The sequence below is a fragment of the Pseudomonas sp. GL_139_B genome, from assembly GCF_057834475.1.
Genome location: NZ_CM174403.1, coordinates 5,960,217 through 5,978,502 on the forward strand (window position 1 = coordinate 5,960,217; position 18,286 = coordinate 5,978,502).

An 18,286-nucleotide genomic window follows, 5' to 3' on the forward strand; every position below is an offset into this window, starting at 1 on the left:
GACATTCCAAGGAGAACGAACATGGGTCGTCTAGCGCTGTTATTACTCACTGCCTGCCTGAGCGTTACTGCCATGGCCGCTGACGCCATCAAGGCCGACCGCGAGGAAACCTTCGGCGACGTGACGGTGCACTACAACACCTTCAACTCCACTTACCTGACACCGGACATCGCCAAAGCTAACGAGCTGATTCGCAGCAAGAATCAGGGCGTAATCAATGTGTCAGTGATCAAAGAAGGCAAGCCGCTGATGGCCTCGGTTACAGGCACGATCAAAGACCTGACCAGCCAGAGCGTGCCGCTGAACTTCAGACAGATCACCGACCAGGGCGCGATTTACTACATCGCCCAGTACCCGGTGGACCAGCAGGAAATCCGCACCTTTGAAATCAAGGTGCAGAACGGTGACAAAATCAACACCATCAATTTCAACCAAGAGCTCTTCCCCGGCGAATGATCAACTTCACGCAACTCGTACTGGCCAGCCATAACGCCGGCAAACTCAAGGAACTCCAGGCCATGCTCGGCAACTCGGTGCAACTGCGCTCGATCGGCGAGTTCAGCACTGTCGAGCCTGAAGAAACCGGCCTGTCGTTCGTCGAAAACGCCATCCTCAAGGCCCGCAATGCCGCGCGCATTTCCGGCCTGCCTTCGCTGGCTGACGATTCCGGGCTGGCGGTGGATTTCCTCGGCGGTGCGCCGGGTATCTATTCGGCTCGTTATGCTGATGGCAAGGGCGATGCAGCGAACAACGCCAAGTTGCTCGACGCGTTGAAAGACGTGCCAGAAGCCGAACGCGGCGCGCAGTTCGTCTGCGTCCTGGCACTGGTGCGTCACGCCGATGATCCATTGCCGATCCTCTGCGAAGGCCTGTGGCACGGGCGTATCCTGACGGCTGCCAGTGGCGAGCACGGGTTTGGTTACGATCCGCTGTTCTGGGTGCCAGAGCGCGACTGCTCCAGCGCCGAACTGAGCCCGAGCGACAAGAACCTCATCAGCCACCGCGCCCGTGCAATGGATCTGCTGCGCCAGCGTCTGGGCCTGAAATGACCCACGACTCATCCGCGTCACCGCTGATCTTCGGCGGCGACACCCAATCGCCACGAGCGGCGCTGCCCGTGTTGCCGCCCCTGGCGTTGTACATCCACATCCCGTGGTGTGTACGCAAATGCCCTTATTGCGACTTCAACTCCCATACCGCCAGCCCCGTGCTGCCGGAAGAAGAGTACGTCGACGCGCTGCTGGCTGACCTCGACCAGGATCTGCACGCGGTGTATGGCCGTGAACTGAGTTCGATCTTCTTCGGAGGCGGCACGCCGAGCTTGTTCAGTGCGCAAGCCTTGGGTCGTTTGCTCAAAGGTGTTGAACAGCGCATACCGTTTGCCAGCGACATCGAAATCACGCTGGAAGCCAATCCGGGAACGTTCGAGCAAGAGAAGTTCGTCGCCTACCGAGCGCTGGGCATCAATCGCCTGTCGATTGGTATCCAGAGCTTTCAGGAAGAGAAACTCAAGGCCTTGGGGCGGATTCACAACGGTGACGAAGCAGTGCGTGCCGCCGGAATGGCGCGTCAGGCCGGCTTCGATAACTTCAACCTGGACTTGATGCACGGTTTGCCCGACCAGTCGCTGGACGATGCGTTGAGTGACCTGCGCCAGGCTATCGCTCTAAAACCGACCCATTTGTCCTGGTACCAGCTGACGCTGGAACCGAACACGGTGTTCTGGAACCAGCCGCCGACGCTGCCTGAAGACGACACGTTGTGGGACATTCAGGAAGCGGGTCAGGCGCTGCTCGCCGAACACGGTTACGCGCAATACGAAGTCTCGGCTTACGCTCAGCCTGGTCGCCCGGCGCGGCATAACCTTAATTACTGGAGCTTCGGCGACTTCATCGGCATTGGCGCCGGCGCCCACGGCAAACTCAGCCATCCGGACGGGCGCATCGTGCGCACCTGGAAGACGCGCCTGCCGAAGGACTACCTCAACCCGGCGAAAAGCTTCAAGGCCGGCGAGAAAGCGCTGACCAATGATGAGATGCCGTTCGAGTTCCTGATGAACGCGCTACGCCTGACCGAGGGCGTCGAATCGCGGCTGTATCCGGAACGCACCGGGATGACGCTGGAAAGCCTCGCCGAACACCGCCGTGAAGCCGAACAAAGTGGCTTGTTGCAGGTCGAACCGTCACGTCTGGCGGCCACGATGCGCGGACAGCTGTTTCTCAATGACTTGCTGCAAAAATTTCTGAGCTGATTTCAGCCCCAAGGGAAAACGAATGGATTTGATACTCGACCTGCTCGCCACGGTGTCCCGCTGGAGCCGCAGCAACTTATCGGAAATCGCCTTGGCTTTGGTGGGCTGTCTGCTGGTGTTGTTCGGTTCGGATTTCAAAGGCTGGGTCGAGCAACGCCTGGGCAGCATTGCCGGCGCGTTGCGCGTGCCATTGATGGCCCTGCTGTGCCTGATCGGCAGCGGCGCCGCGCTGATTTACGCCACGCCGTGGATCGTTCGCGGCTTGAGCCAGTTCAACAACTACAGCCTGGCGCCGGTGTTGCTGGTGGTGCTGGTGTTGATTGGCGTAGTCGCCGACCGCCGCTGATCCTGCGGCACACCCAAAACAACTGTGGGAGCGAGCCTGCTCGCGAAGGCGTCATAACATTCAACATCTTCGTTGACTGTCAGACCGCTTTCGCGAGCAGGCTCGCTCCCACAGTTTGTATTGGGTGATGCTTAGGACTGTTTTTCGAACTTCAGGTCCCACACGCCATGCCCAAGACGTTCGCCGCGGCGTTCGAACTTGGTGATCGGGCGTTCGGTCGGACGCGGGACACACTTGCCGTCTTCGGCGAGGTTGCGATAGCCCGGGGCGACGTTCATCACTTCCAGCATGTACTCGGCGTAGGGTTCCCAGTCGGTGGCCATGTGCAGCACACCGCCGACCTTCAACTTGCTGCGCACCAGTTCGGCAAATGACGCCTGAACGATACGACGCTTGTGGTGACGGCTCTTGTGCCACGGGTCCGGAAAAAACAGCATCAGGCGATCGAGGCTGTTGTCGGCGATGCAACGATTGAGCACTTCAATCGCGTCGCAATCGTAGACCCGCAGGTTGGTCAGGCCCTGGGTCAGCACGCCATTGAGCAGCGCGCCAACTCCCGGACGGTGAACTTCCACGCCAATGAAGTCCTGTTCCGGCGAGGCCGCGGCCATTTCCAGCAGCGAGTGGCCCATGCCGAAACCGATTTCCAGCGAGCGCGGCGCCGAACGGCCGAACACCTGATCGAAGTCCACCGGCGCATCGGCCAACGGCAGGACGAACAGCGGCGTGCCCTGCTCCAGACCTTTTTGCTGGCCTTCAGTCATGCGCCCGGCGCGCATCACAAAACTCTTGATGCGGCGGTGTTGGCGCTCTTCGCCTTCTTCCGTCTGGATTGGCGTGTCGTTTGATTCAGTCATCAATGGCTCTTACTTGATCAGACCATCCAGCGGCGAGGAGGCGCTGGCATAGAGTTTTTTTGGCATGCGGCCGGCGAGGTAGGCCAGGCGACCTGCAACGATGGCGTGTTTCATGGCTTCAGCCATCATGACCGGCTGCTGGGCATGGGCGATGGCCGAGTTCATCAGCACCGCTTCGCAACCCAGCTCCATGGCGATGGTGGCGTCGGAAGCGGTACCGACACCGGCATCCACCAGCACTGGAATCTTGGCTTCTTCGAGGATGATCTGCAGGTTGTACGGGTTGCAGATCCCCAGGCCCGTGCCGATCAGACCGGCCAGCGGCATCACCGCGATAACGCCGATTTCCGCCAGTTGACGGGCAATGATCGGGTCATCGCTGGTGTAGACCATCACGTCGAAACCTTCCTTGACCAGCACTTCGGCGGCCTTGAGGGTTTCGATCACGTTGGGAAACAGGGTTTTCTGGTCGGCCAGCACTTCCAGCTTCACCAGGTTGTGGCCCCCGAGCAGCTCACGGGCCAGGCGGCAGGTGCGCACAGCCTCGGTAGCGTCGAAGCAACCGGCAGTGTTCGGCAGGAAGGTGTAGCGATCCGGCGACAGGACTTCGAGAAGGTTCGGTTCGCCCGGATTCTGGCCGAGGTTGGTGCGGCGCACGGCGAAGGTGACGATTTCGGCACCCGAGGCTTCGATGGCCAGGCGGGTTTCTTCCATGTCGCGGTACTTGCCGGTACCTACCAGCAAACGCGACTGGTAAGTACGACCGGCCAGGACGAAGGGCTTGTCGCTACGAACGATGCTCATGGGAAATCCTCTGTAGGGGTGAGGTTCTTGCAGAATTCTGTGGCCCTTCAGGGCCGGATGGCGACTAGCCGCCGCCGATCGCGTGCACCACTTCGACTGAATCACCGTCGTTTAGCGTGGTGTCGGCATGCTGACTGCGCGGGACGATATCCAGATTGAGTTCAACCGCCACCCGGCGTCCGGTCAGTTCCAGACGGGTCAGCAGGGCCGCAACGGTTTCACCGTCGGGCAGGTCAAGGGATTCGCCGTTCAACTGAATGCGCATGCCGAATGCCGCCATCATTTTTTAGGGGCTGGCATTCTAGCCCGATCATGACCTAAAGGTCAGCAACAAGCGTCAAGCGGTAAGCGGCAGGCGCCAGGCGGCCAGCCCCAGGCAGAACCAACCCACCAGGAACGCCAGACCGCCGAATGGCGTAACGATGCCAAGCTTGCTCACGCCGGTCAGGGTCAGCAGGTACAGACTGCCGGAAAACAGCAAGATGCCGATGGCAAACGAGGCGCCGGCCCAGGTGATCAAACGGCCCGGAAACTGCGTGACCAGCAACGCTACGCCCAGCAATGCCAGGGTATGCACCAGTTGGTAGGTAACGCCAGTGTGGAAAATCGCCAGGTACTCGGGAGTCAGACGGTCTTTCAAACCGTGGGCGGCGAACGCCCCCAGGGCAACGCCGGTGAAACCGAAGAAAGCGGCCAGCATCAAAAAGCCACGCAGCATGAAGAACTCCAGTCAGACTCGATCAACAGGGTCTGTATAATGGCCCGCTCAACGGGTTCGGCCAAGCCATCTCTATGCTGCGTTTATTTTTGCGACGATTCACAAAGGCCGTGCTCTGGTTCGCGGGTGGCAGCGTATTGCTGGTGCTGATCTTTCGCGTGGTGCCGCCGCCGGGAACGGCGTTGATGGTCGAACGCAAGATTGAATCCTGGTTCGACGGCGAGCCTATCGACCTGCAACGGACCTGGAAGCCATGGGATGAAATCTCCGACGACCTGAAAGTCGCAGTGATTGCGGGTGAGGATCAGAAATTCCCTGAGCATTGGGGCTTTGACTTCGGCGCGATACAGGCGGCACTGGCTCATAACGAACTGGGCGGTTCGATTCGCGGTGCCAGCACGCTGAGCCAGCAAGTGTCGAAGAATCTGTTTCTATGGTCTGGCCGCAGTTGGTTGCGCAAAGGCCTGGAAGCCTGGTTTACCGGGTTGATCGAAGTGCTCTGGCCCAAACAGCGGATTCTTGAGGTGTACCTCAACAGCGTCGAGTGGGATGACGGCGTGTTTGGGGCAGAGGCTGCGGCACGGCATCACTTTGGTGTGAGCGCTAAAAGTCTTAGCCGTCAGCAATCGAGCTTGCTCGCCGCTGTATTGCCCAACCCGCGAGTGTGGAGCGCGAGCCATCCGACCAACTACGTCGCACGACGGGCCGGGTGGATTCGGCGACAGATGAGTCAGTTGGGGGGCGACAGCTATCTGGTTGGCCTCAACGATTCGCGCCGAGCGCCGTGGTCCCAATAACACCGAAAATCCCCTGCTCGCGATAGCGCCCAGTCAGACACTATAGATGTTGAATGATCCACCGCTTTCGCGAGCAGGCTCGCTCCCACAGGTTCCCAAAGTGAAGCTGGAAAATGAGCACAATAAAAAACGCCCCGATCAATGATCGGGGCGTTTTTTATTGCCGGTTCGCGGGTTATGCCGCGATCGACAACTTGAGCTTGTTCATCGCACTCTTCTCGAGCTGACGAATACGCTCGGCCGACACGTTGTACTTCTGCGCCAGGTCGTGCAGCGTAGCTTTCTCTTCAGCCAACCAGCGCTGATAGAGGATGTCACGGCTGCGGTCGTCCAGCACTTCCAGCGCTTCGTGCAGGTTGTGGTTGGAGTTGTCGCTCCAGTCAGCGTCTTCCAGTTGACGGGCCGGGTCGTACCGGTGGTCTTCCAGATAGTTGGCTGGCGACTGGAAAGCACTGTCGTCGTCCGCTTCTGCAGCCGGGTCGAAGGCCATGTCATGGCCGGTCAGGCGACTTTCCATCTCGCGCACTTCACGAGGCTCTACACCGAGGCTTTCCGCCACACGGTGGACTTCCTCGTTGTTCAACCAGGCCAGACGCTTTTTCTGGCTGCGCAGGTTGAAGAACAACTTACGCTGGGCCTTGGTGGTCGCGACTTTCACAATGCGCCAGTTGCGCAGGATGAATTCGTGGATTTCCGCCTTGATCCAGTGCACCGCGAACGAAACCAGACGTACACCCATTTCCGGGTTGAAGCGCTTGACCGCCTTCATCAGGCCGACGTTGCCTTCCTGGATCAGGTCAGCCTGAGCCAGGCCGTAGCCGGAATAGCTACGGGCGATATGTACGACAAAACGCAGGTGGGCGAGCACCATCTGCCGAGCCGCCCCCAAATCCTGCTCATAATAGAGACTCTCGGCCAGTTCACGCTCCTGCTCCGGCGTCAGCAATGGAATGCTGTTCACGGTGTGCACATAGGCCTCCAGGTTCGCACCCGGGACCAGAGCATATGCAGGTTGCAAAGAATTGGTCATACGAAAAAACCTCCCACTTACAAACTCGTGCAGTTCAGCACTGCGAAAATTGACCGGAAACCGCAAAACAAGTTCCCATAAACGCTGAAAGGTCAATACGAGCAAAATGATACTACTTAGGCGCAAGCTCCCTCAGGTGGCGTGCGACTGCAATCCATGCACCGATATACCCCAACAGCACCGCGCCAAGCAAGAGAGACAGACCGTCGGCAGCTGGCACACCGGCCAGCGCGAAATCACTCCCGTACAAACCGGCCAGTCCAACCACCGCATCGTTCAGCCAGTTCAAGCCAAACGCCAGTACGCCCCAAGACAGCATCCCCGCACCGAAGCCATACAGCGCGCCCATATACAGAAAGGGTCTGCGCACATAGCTGTCCGTGCCGCCGACGAGTTTAATCACTTCTATCTCTGTGCGGCGGTTTTCAATATGAAGACGAATGGTATTGCCTATCACCAAAAGTAATGCAGAAACCAGCAGCACGGTCAGACCGAAGACAAAACGGTCGCCCAGCTTGAGGATGGCGGCCAAACGCTCGACCCAGACTAGATCAAGTTGCGCCTGTTGTACCTTTGGCAGCTCGGAAAGTTTTTGTCTTAATGCTTCAAGCGCGGGCTTGTCGACTTCCTTCGGCGTCACCAGAACCACGCCAGGGAGCGGGTTTTCCGGCAATTCCTTGAGCGCGTCGCCCAAACCGGACTGCTGCTGAAACTCTTCCAGCGCCTGATCGCGACCGACATATTGCGCATCCGCTACGCCCGGCATGCCTTTGATCTGCTCACGCAGCGACTCGCCCTCGGCAGGGCTGGCCTCCAATTGCAGGTACAGGGAAATTTGCGCCGCACGCTGCCAGGAACCGCCCAGTCGCTCGACGTTACTCAGCAAAAGTGACAGCCCCATCGGCAAACTCAGCGCAACGGCCATCACCATGCAGGTGAAAAAGCTGCCGATGGGCTGCTTGCCCAAGCGACGCAAGCTGTCCAGCAGACTGGCGCGATGGCTTTCGACCCAGGCGCGGAACAACGTGGCGAAGTCCGGACCGTCGTCATCGTCGTGTTTTTTCTTCTGCGGTTGCGGATCGGCAGCCTTCGGGGCTACACGTTCGGAAACTTTGGGGCTGCGTGTCGCGCTCATTCTGCTGCCTCCCCGTCACCAATCAATCGACCCCGTTGCAGCGTCAGCATGCGATGACGCATACGGGCGATCAGCGCCAGATCGTGACTGGCGATCAGCACACTGGTACCCAAGCGATTGATGTCTTCGAACACGCCCATGATTTCGGCGGCCAGACGCGGGTCGAGGTTACCGGTCGGTTCATCCGCCAACAGCAAGGCCGGCCGATGAACGATGGCGCGGGCGATGCCGACGCGCTGTTGCTGACCGGTGGACAGGTCGCCAGGGTACAAATCGGTTTTGTCCGAGAGCGCCACGCGCTCAAGGGCAGAATCCACGCGCTTGACGATTTCGGCCTTCGACAGGCCAAGGATCTGCAAGGGCAGCGCGACGTTGTTGAACACCGTGCGATCGAACAGCAACTGGTGATTCTGGAACACCACGCCGATCTGCCGGCGAAGATAAGGAATCTGCGCACTGCTGATGGTCGCGAGGTCCTGGCCGGCCAAGAGCAATTTGCCAGTGGTCGGACGCTCCATCGCCAGTAGCAGACGCAACAAAGTGCTTTTACCAGCGCCGGAATGACCGGTTACAAACAAAAATTCGCCCCGACGGACTCGAAAGCTCAGCTCATGCAAGCCGACGTGACCGTTCGGGTAGCGTTTACCGACCTGTTCGAAACGAATCATGAACGCTCCCGCTCGGCAAACAGTGCCTGGACAAAGGGTTCTGCTTCAAAAGTACGCAAATCGTCGATGCCTTCACCGACGCCGATGTAGCGGATCGGCAGGCCAAATTGCTTGGCCAGGGCAAAAATCACCCCACCCTTGGCGGTGCCGTCGAGCTTGGTCAGCGCCAGGCCGGTCAATTCGACGGTCTGGTTGAATTGCTTGGCCTGGTTGATGGCGTTCTGGCCGGTGCCGGCATCGAGCACCAACAGCACTTCGTGCGGCGCGTCGGCGTCGAGCTTGCTGATCACCCGGCGAACTTTTTTCAGTTCTTCCATCAAGTTGTCTTTGGTGTGCAGACGACCGGCGGTGTCGGCGATCAGTACATCAATGCCACGGGCCTTGGCCGCCTGAACGGCGTCAAAGATAACCGATGCCGAGTCGGCGCCGGTGTGCTGGGCGATGACCGGAATTTTGTTGCGTTCGCCCCAGACCTGCAATTGCTCGACCGCTGCAGCGCGGAAGGTGTCACCGGCCGCGAGCATGACTTTTTTGCCTTCGAGTTGCAGTTTTTTCGCCAATTTGCCGATGGTGGTGGTCTTGCCGGCGCCGTTGACGCCCACCACCAGAATCACGAACGGCTTGTTCTGCGAGGTGATTTTCAGCGGCTGCTCGACCGGCTTGAGCATGGCTGCCAGCTCGGCTTGCAGAGATTTGTACAGCGCATCGGAATCAGCCAGCTCCTTGCGTGCGACCTTTTGGGTCAGGCGCTGAATGATCACCGACGTAGCTTCGACGCCAACGTCGGCGGTCAGCAGGCGGGTTTCAAGGTCTTCGAGCAATTCATCATCGATGGCCTTTCTGCCCAGAAACAAGCTGGCCATGCCTTCGCCGATGCTGGCGCTGGTCTTGGACAAGCCTTGCTTCAGGCGGGCGAAAAAACCGGCTTTGGATTCTTCTGTACGCGGTGTTTCGACGGGCGCTGGTGCTTGCACAACCGGAGCTACTGGAGCTACTGGAGCTACTGGAGCTACTGGAGCAATGAAAGCAGGAACCACAGGTTCTGCAACCACCGGTTCAGGTTTGGCCACGATGACTGGCGCAACCACTGGTTCAGGCGCAGCCACGATGACTGGCGCAACAACCGGTTCAGGCGCAGCCACGACGACTGGCGCAACAACCGACTCAGGTGCAGCCACAACGGCTGGCGCCACAACCGGTTCAACAACTGGAACCTGAACGGGTTCAGGCGCAAATGCGGTCGGGGCAGGAATCGGCGGCGTAACATGCGGTGCCAATTCATCTACAACGAGCGCCACTGGCTCTTCAGCCACCGGCAACGTCAGCCAAGGTTCGGCAATCGGTGTCAGGGAGGCTTGGGTAACGACTTCGGCAACAAAATCAGGCTCGACCACCGGTTGCAGCACCGGTTCGGCGATAGGCAAGACAGTCGGCGCGAGCGCTTCTTCTATAACCGGTGCCGGCGTGGGCTCAGGAAGTGGCTGTGGCTGTTCGACGACGGGTTCCTGCGGCTTTTTGCGCAGCCATCCGAACAGGCTTTTCTTCTCGCCAGCCGCAGCTGGGGCTTTCTTGTCGTCGTTGGAACCAAACATGGAGGACGGCTATCTCACGGTAGCGGCGCGCCCAAGGGCGCCCCGGCAAATAAATATTCGATGCAGAACAGACTGCGATTGATCCAGCTTGTTCACGCGCAACATTTTGTCGAGGTGAAAAACGCACCTCAAAGGTCGACTAATTCGAAGGACTGGTACGGCATCGTCGGCGAAAACACAGAGTTTAGCTATCAAACTCAAAGCTTGCGCCGCGAACCCAAACAACCTGCTGACCGATCAAAGGCCTGATAGGCGTGGCCGCCAGTAAAACGGATCAGTATCCTAGCACCCTCTCGCCCGCTGACGCTAAGACCAAGCGGGCAGCCCAACAGGTTTAAAAAAGAATGAATGCTCTAGCCCGCCGCGCTGCAGGCCTGCTGTTCAGCACAGTTTGCCTGCCACTGTCAGCCTTCGCTGCCGATCCACAACCCACACACGAATTCACGCTCGATAACGGCCTGAAAGTTATCGTGCGCGAAGACCATCGTGCGCCGGTGGTAGTTTCACAGGTCTGGTACAAGGTCGGTTCCAGCTACGAAACACCGGGTCAGACCGGCCTTTCCCATGCCCTCGAACACATGATGTTCAAGGGCAGCGAGAAAGTCGGCCCCGGTGAAGCCTCGCTGATCCTGCGCGACCTCGGCGCTGAAGAGAACGCGTTCACCAGCGACGACTTCACGGCTTACTACCAAGTGCTGGCCCGCGACCGCCTGGGCGTGGCATTCGAACTGGAAGCAGACCGCATGGCCAGTCTGCGTCTGCCGGCTGACGAGTTCGCCCGCGAAATCGAGGTCATTAAAGAAGAACGTCGCCTGCGTACCGACGACAAGCCCATGTCCAAAGCCTACGAACGCTTCAAGGCAATGGCTTACCCGGCCAGCGGTTACCACACACCGACCATCGGCTGGATGGTCGACCTGGACCGCATGAAAGTCGAAGAACTGCGCCACTGGTATCAATCCTGGTACGCGCCGAACAACGCCACGCTGGTGGTGGTCGGTGACGTCACCCCGGACGAGGTCAAAGCCTTGGCCCAGCGTTACTTCGGCCCCATCGCCAAACGCGATGTACCCCCGGCGAAAATTCCGCTGGAACTGGCCGAACCCGGCGAGCGCCTGATCACTTTGCATGTGCAAACTCAATTGCCAAGCCTGATGCTGGGCTTCAACGTGCCGAGCATCGCCACCGCCGAAGACAAGCGCTCGGTCAACGCCTTGCGCCTGATCTCGGCCCTGCTCGACGGCGGCTACAGCGGTCGCATCCCGACGCAACTGGAACGCGGCGAAGAGTTGGTGACGGGCGGTTCGTCGAGTTACGACGCCTACACCCGTGGCGACAGCCTGTTCACCTTGTCGGCGGCACCCAACAGCCAGAAAAAGAAAACCATGGCCCAGGCTGAAGCGGGTCTGTGGAAGTTGCTCGAACAGTTGAAAACCACCGCACCGTCCGCCGAAGAGCTGGAACGCGTACGGGCTCAGGTGATTGCCGGCCTGGTCTTCGAGCGTGACTCGATTACCAGCCAGGCCACTTCAATCGGCCAACTGGAAACGGTCGGCCTTTCGTGGAAGCTGATGGACACCGAACTGGCCGACCTGCAAAGCGTAACGCCGCAAGATATCCAGAACGCCGCCAAGCTGTATTTCACCCGCGAACGTCTCAGCGTCGCCCATGTACTGCCACTGGAGACGACTCATGAGTGAGCATAAAAAACCACGTCTGGCCCTGATCGGCTTGATGGCTGTCGCACTGATCGGTTCCGCAGCCTTCTACCTGTCCAGAAGCAATGACTCCAGGGCCAGCGAAGCATTGGACAAAGCCAAGTCCAGCCAGAAGCTGCAATCGCTGACCGAACTCGACGGCAAGGCACCGAGCCACCGCGCCCTTGACGTACAGACCTGGACCACCGCCGAAGGCGCCAAGGTGATGTTCGTCGAGTCCCGCGAACTGCCGATGTTCGACATGCGCCTGATCTTTGCCGCTGGCAGCAGCCAGGATGGCAATGCAGCGGGCCTCGCCCTGTTGACCAACGCGATGCTCAACGAAGGTGTAGCGGGCAAAGATGCCGGCGCTATCGCACAGGGCTTCGAAGGCCTGGGCGCTGACTTTGGCAACGGCGCGTTCAAAGACATGGCACTGGTTTCCTTGCGTAGCCTAAGTGCCGTGGACAAGCGCGAGCCGGCCCTGAAGTTGTTCTCTGAAGTGATCGGCAAACCGACCTTCCCGGCCGATTCCTTCGCGCGCATCAAAAACCAGATGCTCGCCGGTTTCGAATATCAGAAACAAAACCCCGGCAAACTGGCGAGCCTGGAGCTGATGAACCGCTTGTACGGTGCTCACCCTTACGCACATGCCAGTGACGGTACGGCGAAATCCGTTCCAGCGATCACCCAGGCTCAGTTAAAGGCGTTCCATGAGAAAGCCTACGCGGCTGGCAACGTGGTGATTGCGCTGGTCGGTGACCTGTCCCGCACCGAAGCCGAGGCGATTGCCGCGCAAGTCTCCAGCGCGCTGCCAAAAGGCCCCGCACTGGCGAAGATCGCACAACCTGAAGAACCCAAAGCCAGCGTCGGCCACATCGAGTTTCCGTCCAAGCAAACCAACCTGATGCTTGCGCAACTGGGCATCGACCGTGACGACCCTGACTACGCCGCATTGTCCATGGGCAACCAGATCCTCGGCGGCGGTGGCTTTGGCACCCGTTTGATGAGCGAAGTCCGTGAGAAACGCGGTCTGGCGTACGGCGTGTACTCGGGTTTCACCCCGATGCAGGCGCGCGGCCCGTTCATGATCAACCTGCAGACTCGCGCCGAGATGAGTGAAGGCACGCTGAAACTGGTGCAGGACGTGCTGGCCGACTACCTTAAAACCGGCCCGACTCAGAAAGAACTCGATGACGCCAAGCGTGAACTGGCCGGCAGCTTCCCGCTGTCCACCGCCAGCAACGCCGATATCGTCGGCCAGTTGGGCGCCATGGGTTTCTACAACCTGCCGCTCAGTTATCTGGATGATTTCATGCGTCAATCTCAGAGCCTGACCGTCGAACAAGTCAAAACCGCACTGAACAAACACTTGAGCACGGACAAAATGGTCATCGTCAGCGTTGGCCCGACCGTGCCACAAAAGCCGTTACCGGCCCCATCTGATAAACCTGCCGAGCAGCCGCTCGGGGTTCCGGAGCATTAATGGCCACGCGTCCTAAGAAACCTGTTCACAACGTCCATAACGGCGTGAATCAACTGCGCATCATTGGCGGCGAATGGGGCAGCCGAAAGCTGAGCTTCCCGGATGCCCCGGGCTTGCGCCCGACGCCAGACCGGGTGCGTGAAACCCTGTTCAACTGGCTCGCACCTTATGTCGCAGGCGCCAAGGTGCTGGACCCGTTCGCCGGCAGCGGCGCACTGTTCCTGGAAGCCCTGTCCCGTGGCGCGGCCATGGGCCAGGCGCTGGACGCCAGCAACATTGCGGTTGCCAGCATCAAGGAACATTTGGGCACACTGCGCTGCACCACCGGCCACATTCAGACTGCCGACGCCCTGCGCTACCTGGAAACCCAGACAGCCACGGCCTACGACCTGGTGTTCCTCGACCCGCCGTTTAACCAGAACTTGCTGCCGAGCGTCTGCACGCTGCTGGAAGAGCGTCAGTGGCTGGCCAACGAGGCCTGGATCTACACCGAAAGCGAGAACGCGCCGTCGTCCCTTGGCTTGCCTGGCAACTGGCGCCTGCACCGCGAGCAGAAATCCGGGCGGGTTTACTACGCGTTGTGGCAACGTATGGCAGAGATCGCCGGTTAATCGACCGGCCTGAAAAGGTGCGCACCCGTTGCGCACCGCTGCATCGAGAGTAATCGTGTCCCATCCGCCAGACCGTTTCACCCCCGCCTTGGGCCTGGGCAACCCGCACTTGCAAACCTTGTGGGGACCGCTATGGCGCAAAACCACGCACATTGAACGCGAGCGCGAACGCTTGTGGCTCGAAGACGGCGACTTTCTCGACCTCGACTGGCATGGCCCACACAGCGCGACGGCACCGTTGGTGCTGGTGCTGCACGGACTGACGGGGTCGTCGAATTCACCTTATGTGGCCGGCGTGCAAAAGGCACTCGCCGCCCAAAGCTGGGCCAGTGTCGCGCTGAACTGGCGCGGCTGCTCGGGTGAGCCGAATCTTCTGGCGCGCAGCTACCATTCCGGTGCCAGCGAAGATCTGGCCGAAGTCATCAGGCATCTACGGGCCAAACGTCCGTTAGCGCCTCTGTATGTGGTGGGCTATTCCCTGGGCGGCAATGTCTTGCTCAAGCACTTGGGCGAATCCGGCAGTGACAGTGGCGTGGCCGGTGCGGTGGCTGTGTCGGTACCGTTTCGCCTCGACCAATGCGCCGATCGTATCGGCCAGGGTTTTTCCAGGGTCTACCAGGCGCACTTCATGCGCGAGATGCTTGCCTACATCAAGAACAAACAGCGCCAGTTCCAACATGACGGACGCGAAGAGGGCCTGGCGGCATTGGCGGCACTGGGTTCGCTGGAGAACATGCGCACCTTCTGGGATTTCGACGGCCGGGTCACGGCACCGTTAAATGGCTATATCGATGCCGAGGACTACTATCGTCGAGCGTCGAGCCGTTATTTTCTGAGGGAGATTCGCACACCGACCCTGATCATTCAGGCGGCGGACGATCCCTTCGTCTTCCCCCACAGCCTGCCGCACGCCGACGAACTGTCTGCCTCCACGCAACTCGAATTACAAACCAAAGGTGGGCATGTTGGTTTCGTCGATGGCTCGTTCAGGCAACTGGGTTATTACCTGGAGCGGCGCATCCCGCAGTGGCTGGCAGCCAAGGGGCGATAGTAGGCCAAAGACATCGATCAGGGCGGGAGAAGAGCACCATTGTGGGAGCGAGCCTGCTCGCTCCCACAGGGGAACCGGGGTTATTCGCCGGTGGCGATGCCACGCGCAGGATCGTTGATCCACTCGCTCCACGATCCGGCATACAACGACCCCAACGGATAACCCGCCAGGCACAACGCAAACAGGTTATGGCAAGCCGTCACGCCTGAACCGCAGTAAGCCACCAGATCGGTTGGCGAACGATCACCGAGTTTCGTGGCAAATCGCTGCTTGAGCTGATCGGCCGGCAAAAAGCGCCCGTCACTGGCCAAATTGTCGGTAAACGCCGCACATTGCGCCCCCGGAATGTGCCCGGCAATCGGATCGATCGGCTCCACTTCACCCTTGAAACGGGGCAAGGCGCGGGCGTCCAGCAACGTCAGCGCAGGCTGGCCGAGACGCTGCTGAAGCTGTTCGGCGCTCAAGATCAGCGCGTGGTCCGGTGTTCCGCTGAAGGTGCCGTGCTTGTTGTCGCACGCATCCAGACTCAGCGGCAAACCCGCCGCGTGCCAGGCCTTGAGTCCGCCGTCCAGAATAAATACACCGTCGCGCTTACCCAGCCACGCCAGCAACCACCAGGCCCGCGCCGCGTAGGCACCCGGGCCGTCATCGTACAAAACCACTTCGCTGTCGGCGTTGATGCCCCAGGCTTGCAGGCGTTCAACCAACGCCTCAGCGTCAGGCAGCGGATGGCGCCCCGTCACGCCCTTGACCACCGGCCCACTCAAATCACGCTCAAGATCGGCAAACTTCGACCCGGCAATGTGCCCTTCGGCGTAGCTGCGTTGGCCATAATCCGAGTCTTCGAGGGCAAAACGACAATCCAGAATCACCAACCCCGGCTCGTCCTTTTTCAGGTCCAGTGCTTGCGGGCTGATCAATTGCGCAATGGGCATAGCGGGCTCCTGTGACTAAGTCGGTTTTTAATCCTACTGCACTTCTTCAAGGGCTTGGGCCAGCGGCACGTAAAACTCTTCGTATAGCGCGTTCACGGCATCGCGAGACTGATCCGTCACGAAACCGGCCTCAAGCACCAGCACCTGATACACCCCACGTTTAATGGCCTGTTCACTCAGGTGATTGGAGTTTTCCCGCGTGGTGCACAGAAACCGCACCCAGGACGTCAGGATGATCCATGCGTTGAGCGTCAGGGACTCGATCTGAACCTTGTCCATTTGCAGGATGCCGGCTTCGACGAAGGCCGCGTAGATGTGCGTGCCATGGATCAGGCAGCGCTGGGAAAACCGCCGATAACGGGCGGCGAGTTCCGGGTCGCTGTCGAGCAGGTGCTCCAGATCACGATGCAAAAACCGGTAGCGCCACATCGCTGCCAGCAGTTCCTTAAGGTAGAAGCGCTTGTCGTCCACCGTCGACGCACGCCCCTGAGGCGGGCGCAGGAAGCTGTCCACCAAGCTTTCGTACTCACTGAACAGCACGGCGATGATCGCCTGCTTGTTGGGGAAGTGGTAGTACAGGTTACCCGGCGAAATCTCCATGTGGGCAGCAATGTGGTTGGTGCTGATACTGCGCTCACCCTGCTGATTGAACAGCTCCAGGCTGTTCTGCACGATGCGCTCGCTGGTTTTGATCCGAGGGGCCATGGCTTGAGCTTAAATTCAGAGTGCGATGACGGGCATCTTACGACCTATCCGCGAGTGGATAAAACAAAGCTGTTCTGGGATGTCATTTGACTTTCTAGAGTATAGACTCTAAAAAGACCTTCATTACAATAAATCCGGAGCCGACCATGACTGCTGACATCGCCTATCTTCAGAACCTGAATCAGCCTCTGGAAGAACTGCAAACGCTGTTCGACGCGCAACGTGCCGCATACGCCGCCAACCCGATGCCGCCGGCCGCCCAGCGCCAGCAATGGCTCAAAGCATTGCGCGACCTGTTGAACAGTGAACGTCAGGCGTTGATCGAGGCGATCAGCCAGGATTTCAGCCACCGCAGCGCCGATGAAACCCTGCTCGCCGAAATAATGCCCAGCCTTCACGGTATTCATTACGCCAGCCAGCGCCTTAAAGGCTGGATGAAGGACTCGCGGCGCAAGGTGGGCATCGCTTTTCAGCCGGCGTCGGCCAAAGTTGTTTACCAACCATTGGGCGTGGTCGGCGTGATCGTGCCGTGGAACTACCCGCTGTACCTGGCCATCGGCCCATTGGTGGGCGCGTTATCGGCGGGTAATCGGGTGATGCTTAAACTCAGCGAATCGACCCCGGCCACAGGTCTGCTGCTAAAGGAATTGCTCGCGCGGGTGTTTCCTCAAGACCTGGTCTGCGTCGTGCTGGGCGAAGCCGATGTCGGCGTAGCGTTCTCTCGCCTGCCTTTCGATCACCTGCTGTTCACCGGTGCCACCAGCATCGGCAAACACGTGATGCGTGCGGCGGCCGAGAACCTCACCCCGGTGACCCTCGAACTCGGCGGCAAGTCCCCGGCCATCGTGTCCCATGATGTGCCACTGAAAGACGCCGCCGAACGTATCGCCTTCGGCAAAACCCTGAACGCCGGGCAAACCTGCGTGGCACCGGATTACGTATTGGTGCCGCAAGACCGTGTGGATGATTTCGTCGACGCTTATCGTCAGGTGATTCGCGGTTTTTACCCAACACTGGCTGACAACCCGGACTACACCGCCATCATCAACGAGCGACAACTGGCGCGCCTCAACGGCTACATCACCGATGCCACCAGCAAAGGCGCGCAGCTGATTCCTCTGTTCGATCAGGGGCAAGGCCGTCGCATGAGTCATAGCCTGCTGCTCAACGTCACGGATGACATGACCGTGATGCAGGACGAAATCTTTGGTCCCCTGCTGCCAATCGTGCCGTACAAAAATCTGGACGAGGCGTTTGCCTACATCAACCAACGCCCTCGCCCACTCGCGCTGTATTACTTCGGCTATGACAAACGCGAACAGAACCGCGTGCTCCACGAAACCCATTCCGGGGGTGTTTGCCTCAATGACACGCTGCTGCACGTCGCTCAGGACGACATGCCGTTTGGTGGCATCGGTGCCTCGGGCATGGGCCATTACCACGGCCACGAAGGATTCCTGACCTTCAGCAAGGCCAAAGGCGTGTTGATCAAACAGCGCTTCAATGCCTCGAAGCTGATCTACCCGCCGTACGGAAAATCCATTCAGAAACTGATCCAGAAGCTGTTTATCCGCTAACGATCACCACCATCGGGTAACAACAA

Annotated in this window: 20 protein-coding genes; 10 read left to right on the forward strand and 10 right to left on the reverse strand. The window is 59.4% G+C overall.

Annotation, left to right across the window (positions count from 1 at the left end; translation table 11 throughout):
* Positions 1 to 21: 21 nt before the first annotated feature.
* From AC3ISI_RS27330 to AC3ISI_RS27345, 4 genes are read left to right on the forward strand one after another with little or no spacing between them, the layout of a single operon-like run.
* Positions 22 to 456, forward strand: a complete 435-nt coding sequence (locus AC3ISI_RS27330; RefSeq protein ID WP_489334603.1) for a DUF4426 domain-containing protein — start codon at positions 22 to 24, stop codon at positions 454 to 456.
* On the forward strand, positions 453 to 1,049 hold the full coding sequence (gene rdgB / locus AC3ISI_RS27335) for an RdgB/HAM1 family non-canonical purine NTP pyrophosphatase (protein ID WP_489334604.1): 597 nt from the start codon (positions 453 to 455) through the stop codon (positions 1,047 to 1,049). The genes AC3ISI_RS27330 and rdgB overlap by 4 nt, the downstream gene beginning before the upstream one ends.
* The gene (gene hemW, locus AC3ISI_RS27340) at positions 1,046 to 2,251 is read left to right on the forward strand and encodes a radical SAM family heme chaperone HemW (RefSeq protein ID WP_489334605.1); all 1,206 of its coding nucleotides are present in this window, start codon (positions 1,046 to 1,048) and stop codon (positions 2,249 to 2,251) included. The genes rdgB and hemW overlap by 4 nt, the downstream gene beginning before the upstream one ends.
* Positions 2,252 to 2,273: 22 nt before the next feature.
* Positions 2,274 to 2,597, forward strand: a complete 324-nt coding sequence (locus AC3ISI_RS27345; protein ID WP_489334606.1) for a DUF3392 domain-containing protein — start codon at positions 2,274 to 2,276, stop codon at positions 2,595 to 2,597.
* Positions 2,598 to 2,728: 131 nt separating this feature from the next.
* Here AC3ISI_RS27345 and trmB read toward each other — a convergent pair whose 3' ends face one another.
* The 4 genes from trmB to AC3ISI_RS27365 all read right to left on the reverse strand — a co-directional run bounded on the left by trmB (position 2,729) and on the right by AC3ISI_RS27365 (position 4,976).
* Positions 2,729 to 3,454 (reverse strand): tRNA (guanosine(46)-N7)-methyltransferase TrmB, encoded by a 726-nt coding sequence (trmB, locus tag AC3ISI_RS27350; protein WP_007945510.1) that lies wholly within the window; start codon positions 3,452 to 3,454, stop codon positions 2,729 to 2,731.
* Between the two features lie 9 nt (positions 3,455 to 3,463).
* A complete protein-coding gene (locus AC3ISI_RS27355) occupies positions 3,464 to 4,258 on the reverse strand; it encodes a thiazole synthase (protein WP_027926552.1) in 795 nt (264 codons plus the stop codon).
* A 64-nt stretch (positions 4,259 to 4,322) separates the two neighbouring features.
* A complete protein-coding gene (gene thiS / locus AC3ISI_RS27360) occupies positions 4,323 to 4,523 on the reverse strand; it encodes a sulfur carrier protein ThiS (protein ID WP_489334607.1) in 201 nt (66 codons plus the stop codon).
* 72 nt (positions 4,524 to 4,595) lie between these two features.
* On the reverse strand, positions 4,596 to 4,976 hold the full coding sequence (locus AC3ISI_RS27365) for a DUF423 domain-containing protein (protein ID WP_489334608.1): 381 nt from the start codon (positions 4,974 to 4,976) through the stop codon (positions 4,596 to 4,598).
* 74 nt (positions 4,977 to 5,050) lie between these two features.
* On the opposite strand from AC3ISI_RS27365, the gene mtgA reads away from it, so the two are divergent.
* A complete protein-coding gene (gene mtgA, locus AC3ISI_RS27370; protein WP_489334609.1) occupies positions 5,051 to 5,773 on the forward strand; it encodes a monofunctional biosynthetic peptidoglycan transglycosylase in 723 nt (240 codons plus the stop codon).
* Positions 5,774 to 5,948: 175 nt separating this feature from the next.
* On the opposite strand, the gene rpoH is transcribed toward mtgA, so the two are convergent.
* The 4 genes from rpoH to ftsY all read right to left on the reverse strand — a co-directional run bounded on the left by rpoH (position 5,949) and on the right by ftsY (position 10,198).
* Positions 5,949 to 6,803, reverse strand: a complete 855-nt coding sequence (rpoH, locus tag AC3ISI_RS27375; protein WP_007897890.1) for an RNA polymerase sigma factor RpoH — start codon at positions 6,801 to 6,803, stop codon at positions 5,949 to 5,951.
* A gap of 112 nt (positions 6,804 to 6,915) precedes the next feature.
* Complete coding sequence (ftsX, locus tag AC3ISI_RS27380) at positions 6,916 to 7,938, reverse strand: permease-like cell division protein FtsX (protein ID WP_489334610.1); 1,023 nt, start codon at positions 7,936 to 7,938, stop codon at positions 6,916 to 6,918.
* Entirely contained in the window at positions 7,935 to 8,606 is a 672-nt protein-coding gene (gene ftsE, locus AC3ISI_RS27385; protein WP_007945516.1) for a cell division ATP-binding protein FtsE, read from the reverse strand. The genes ftsX and ftsE overlap by 4 nt, the downstream gene beginning before the upstream one ends.
* Positions 8,603 to 10,198 carry a signal recognition particle-docking protein FtsY gene (ftsY, locus tag AC3ISI_RS27390; protein WP_489334612.1) on the reverse strand — a complete coding sequence of 532 codons (1,596 nt, stop codon included), beginning with the start codon at positions 10,196 to 10,198 and terminating at the stop codon, positions 8,603 to 8,605. The genes ftsE and ftsY overlap by 4 nt, the downstream gene beginning before the upstream one ends.
* 344 nt (positions 10,199 to 10,542) lie before the next feature.
* Between ftsY and AC3ISI_RS27395 the strand changes: the two genes are divergently transcribed.
* Genes AC3ISI_RS27395 through AC3ISI_RS27410 form a run of 4 tightly spaced genes read left to right on the forward strand, consistent with a single transcriptional unit; the run spans position 10,543 to position 15,043 of the window.
* Positions 10,543 to 11,898, forward strand: a complete 1,356-nt coding sequence (locus AC3ISI_RS27395) for a M16 family metallopeptidase (RefSeq protein WP_489334614.1) — start codon at positions 10,543 to 10,545, stop codon at positions 11,896 to 11,898.
* Positions 11,891 to 13,381 (forward strand): M16 family metallopeptidase, encoded by a 1,491-nt coding sequence (locus tag AC3ISI_RS27400; RefSeq protein WP_489334616.1) that lies wholly within the window; start codon positions 11,891 to 11,893, stop codon positions 13,379 to 13,381. Before AC3ISI_RS27395 ends, AC3ISI_RS27400 begins: the two co-directional genes overlap by 8 nt.
* A complete protein-coding gene (gene rsmD / locus AC3ISI_RS27405) occupies positions 13,381 to 13,992 on the forward strand; it encodes a 16S rRNA (guanine(966)-N(2))-methyltransferase RsmD (RefSeq protein WP_489334617.1) in 612 nt (203 codons plus the stop codon). The genes AC3ISI_RS27400 and rsmD overlap by 1 nt, the downstream gene beginning before the upstream one ends.
* 55 nt (positions 13,993 to 14,047) lie before the next feature.
* Positions 14,048 to 15,043 (forward strand): hydrolase, encoded by a 996-nt coding sequence (locus tag AC3ISI_RS27410; RefSeq protein WP_489334618.1) that lies wholly within the window; start codon positions 14,048 to 14,050, stop codon positions 15,041 to 15,043.
* 80 nt (positions 15,044 to 15,123) lie between these two features.
* Here AC3ISI_RS27410 and AC3ISI_RS27415 read toward each other — a convergent pair whose 3' ends face one another.
* The gene (locus tag AC3ISI_RS27415) at positions 15,124 to 15,978 is read right to left on the reverse strand and encodes a sulfurtransferase (RefSeq protein ID WP_489334619.1); all 855 of its coding nucleotides are present in this window, start codon (positions 15,976 to 15,978) and stop codon (positions 15,124 to 15,126) included.
* 33 nt (positions 15,979 to 16,011) lie between these two features.
* Positions 16,012 to 16,683, reverse strand: a complete 672-nt coding sequence (locus AC3ISI_RS27420) for a TetR/AcrR family transcriptional regulator (protein ID WP_489334620.1) — start codon at positions 16,681 to 16,683, stop codon at positions 16,012 to 16,014.
* Between the two features lie 146 nt (positions 16,684 to 16,829).
* On the opposite strand from AC3ISI_RS27420, the gene AC3ISI_RS27425 reads away from it, so the two are divergent.
* Positions 16,830 to 18,260, forward strand: a complete 1,431-nt coding sequence (locus AC3ISI_RS27425) for a coniferyl aldehyde dehydrogenase (protein ID WP_489334621.1) — start codon at positions 16,830 to 16,832, stop codon at positions 18,258 to 18,260.
* Positions 18,261 to 18,286 lie beyond the last annotated feature (26 nt).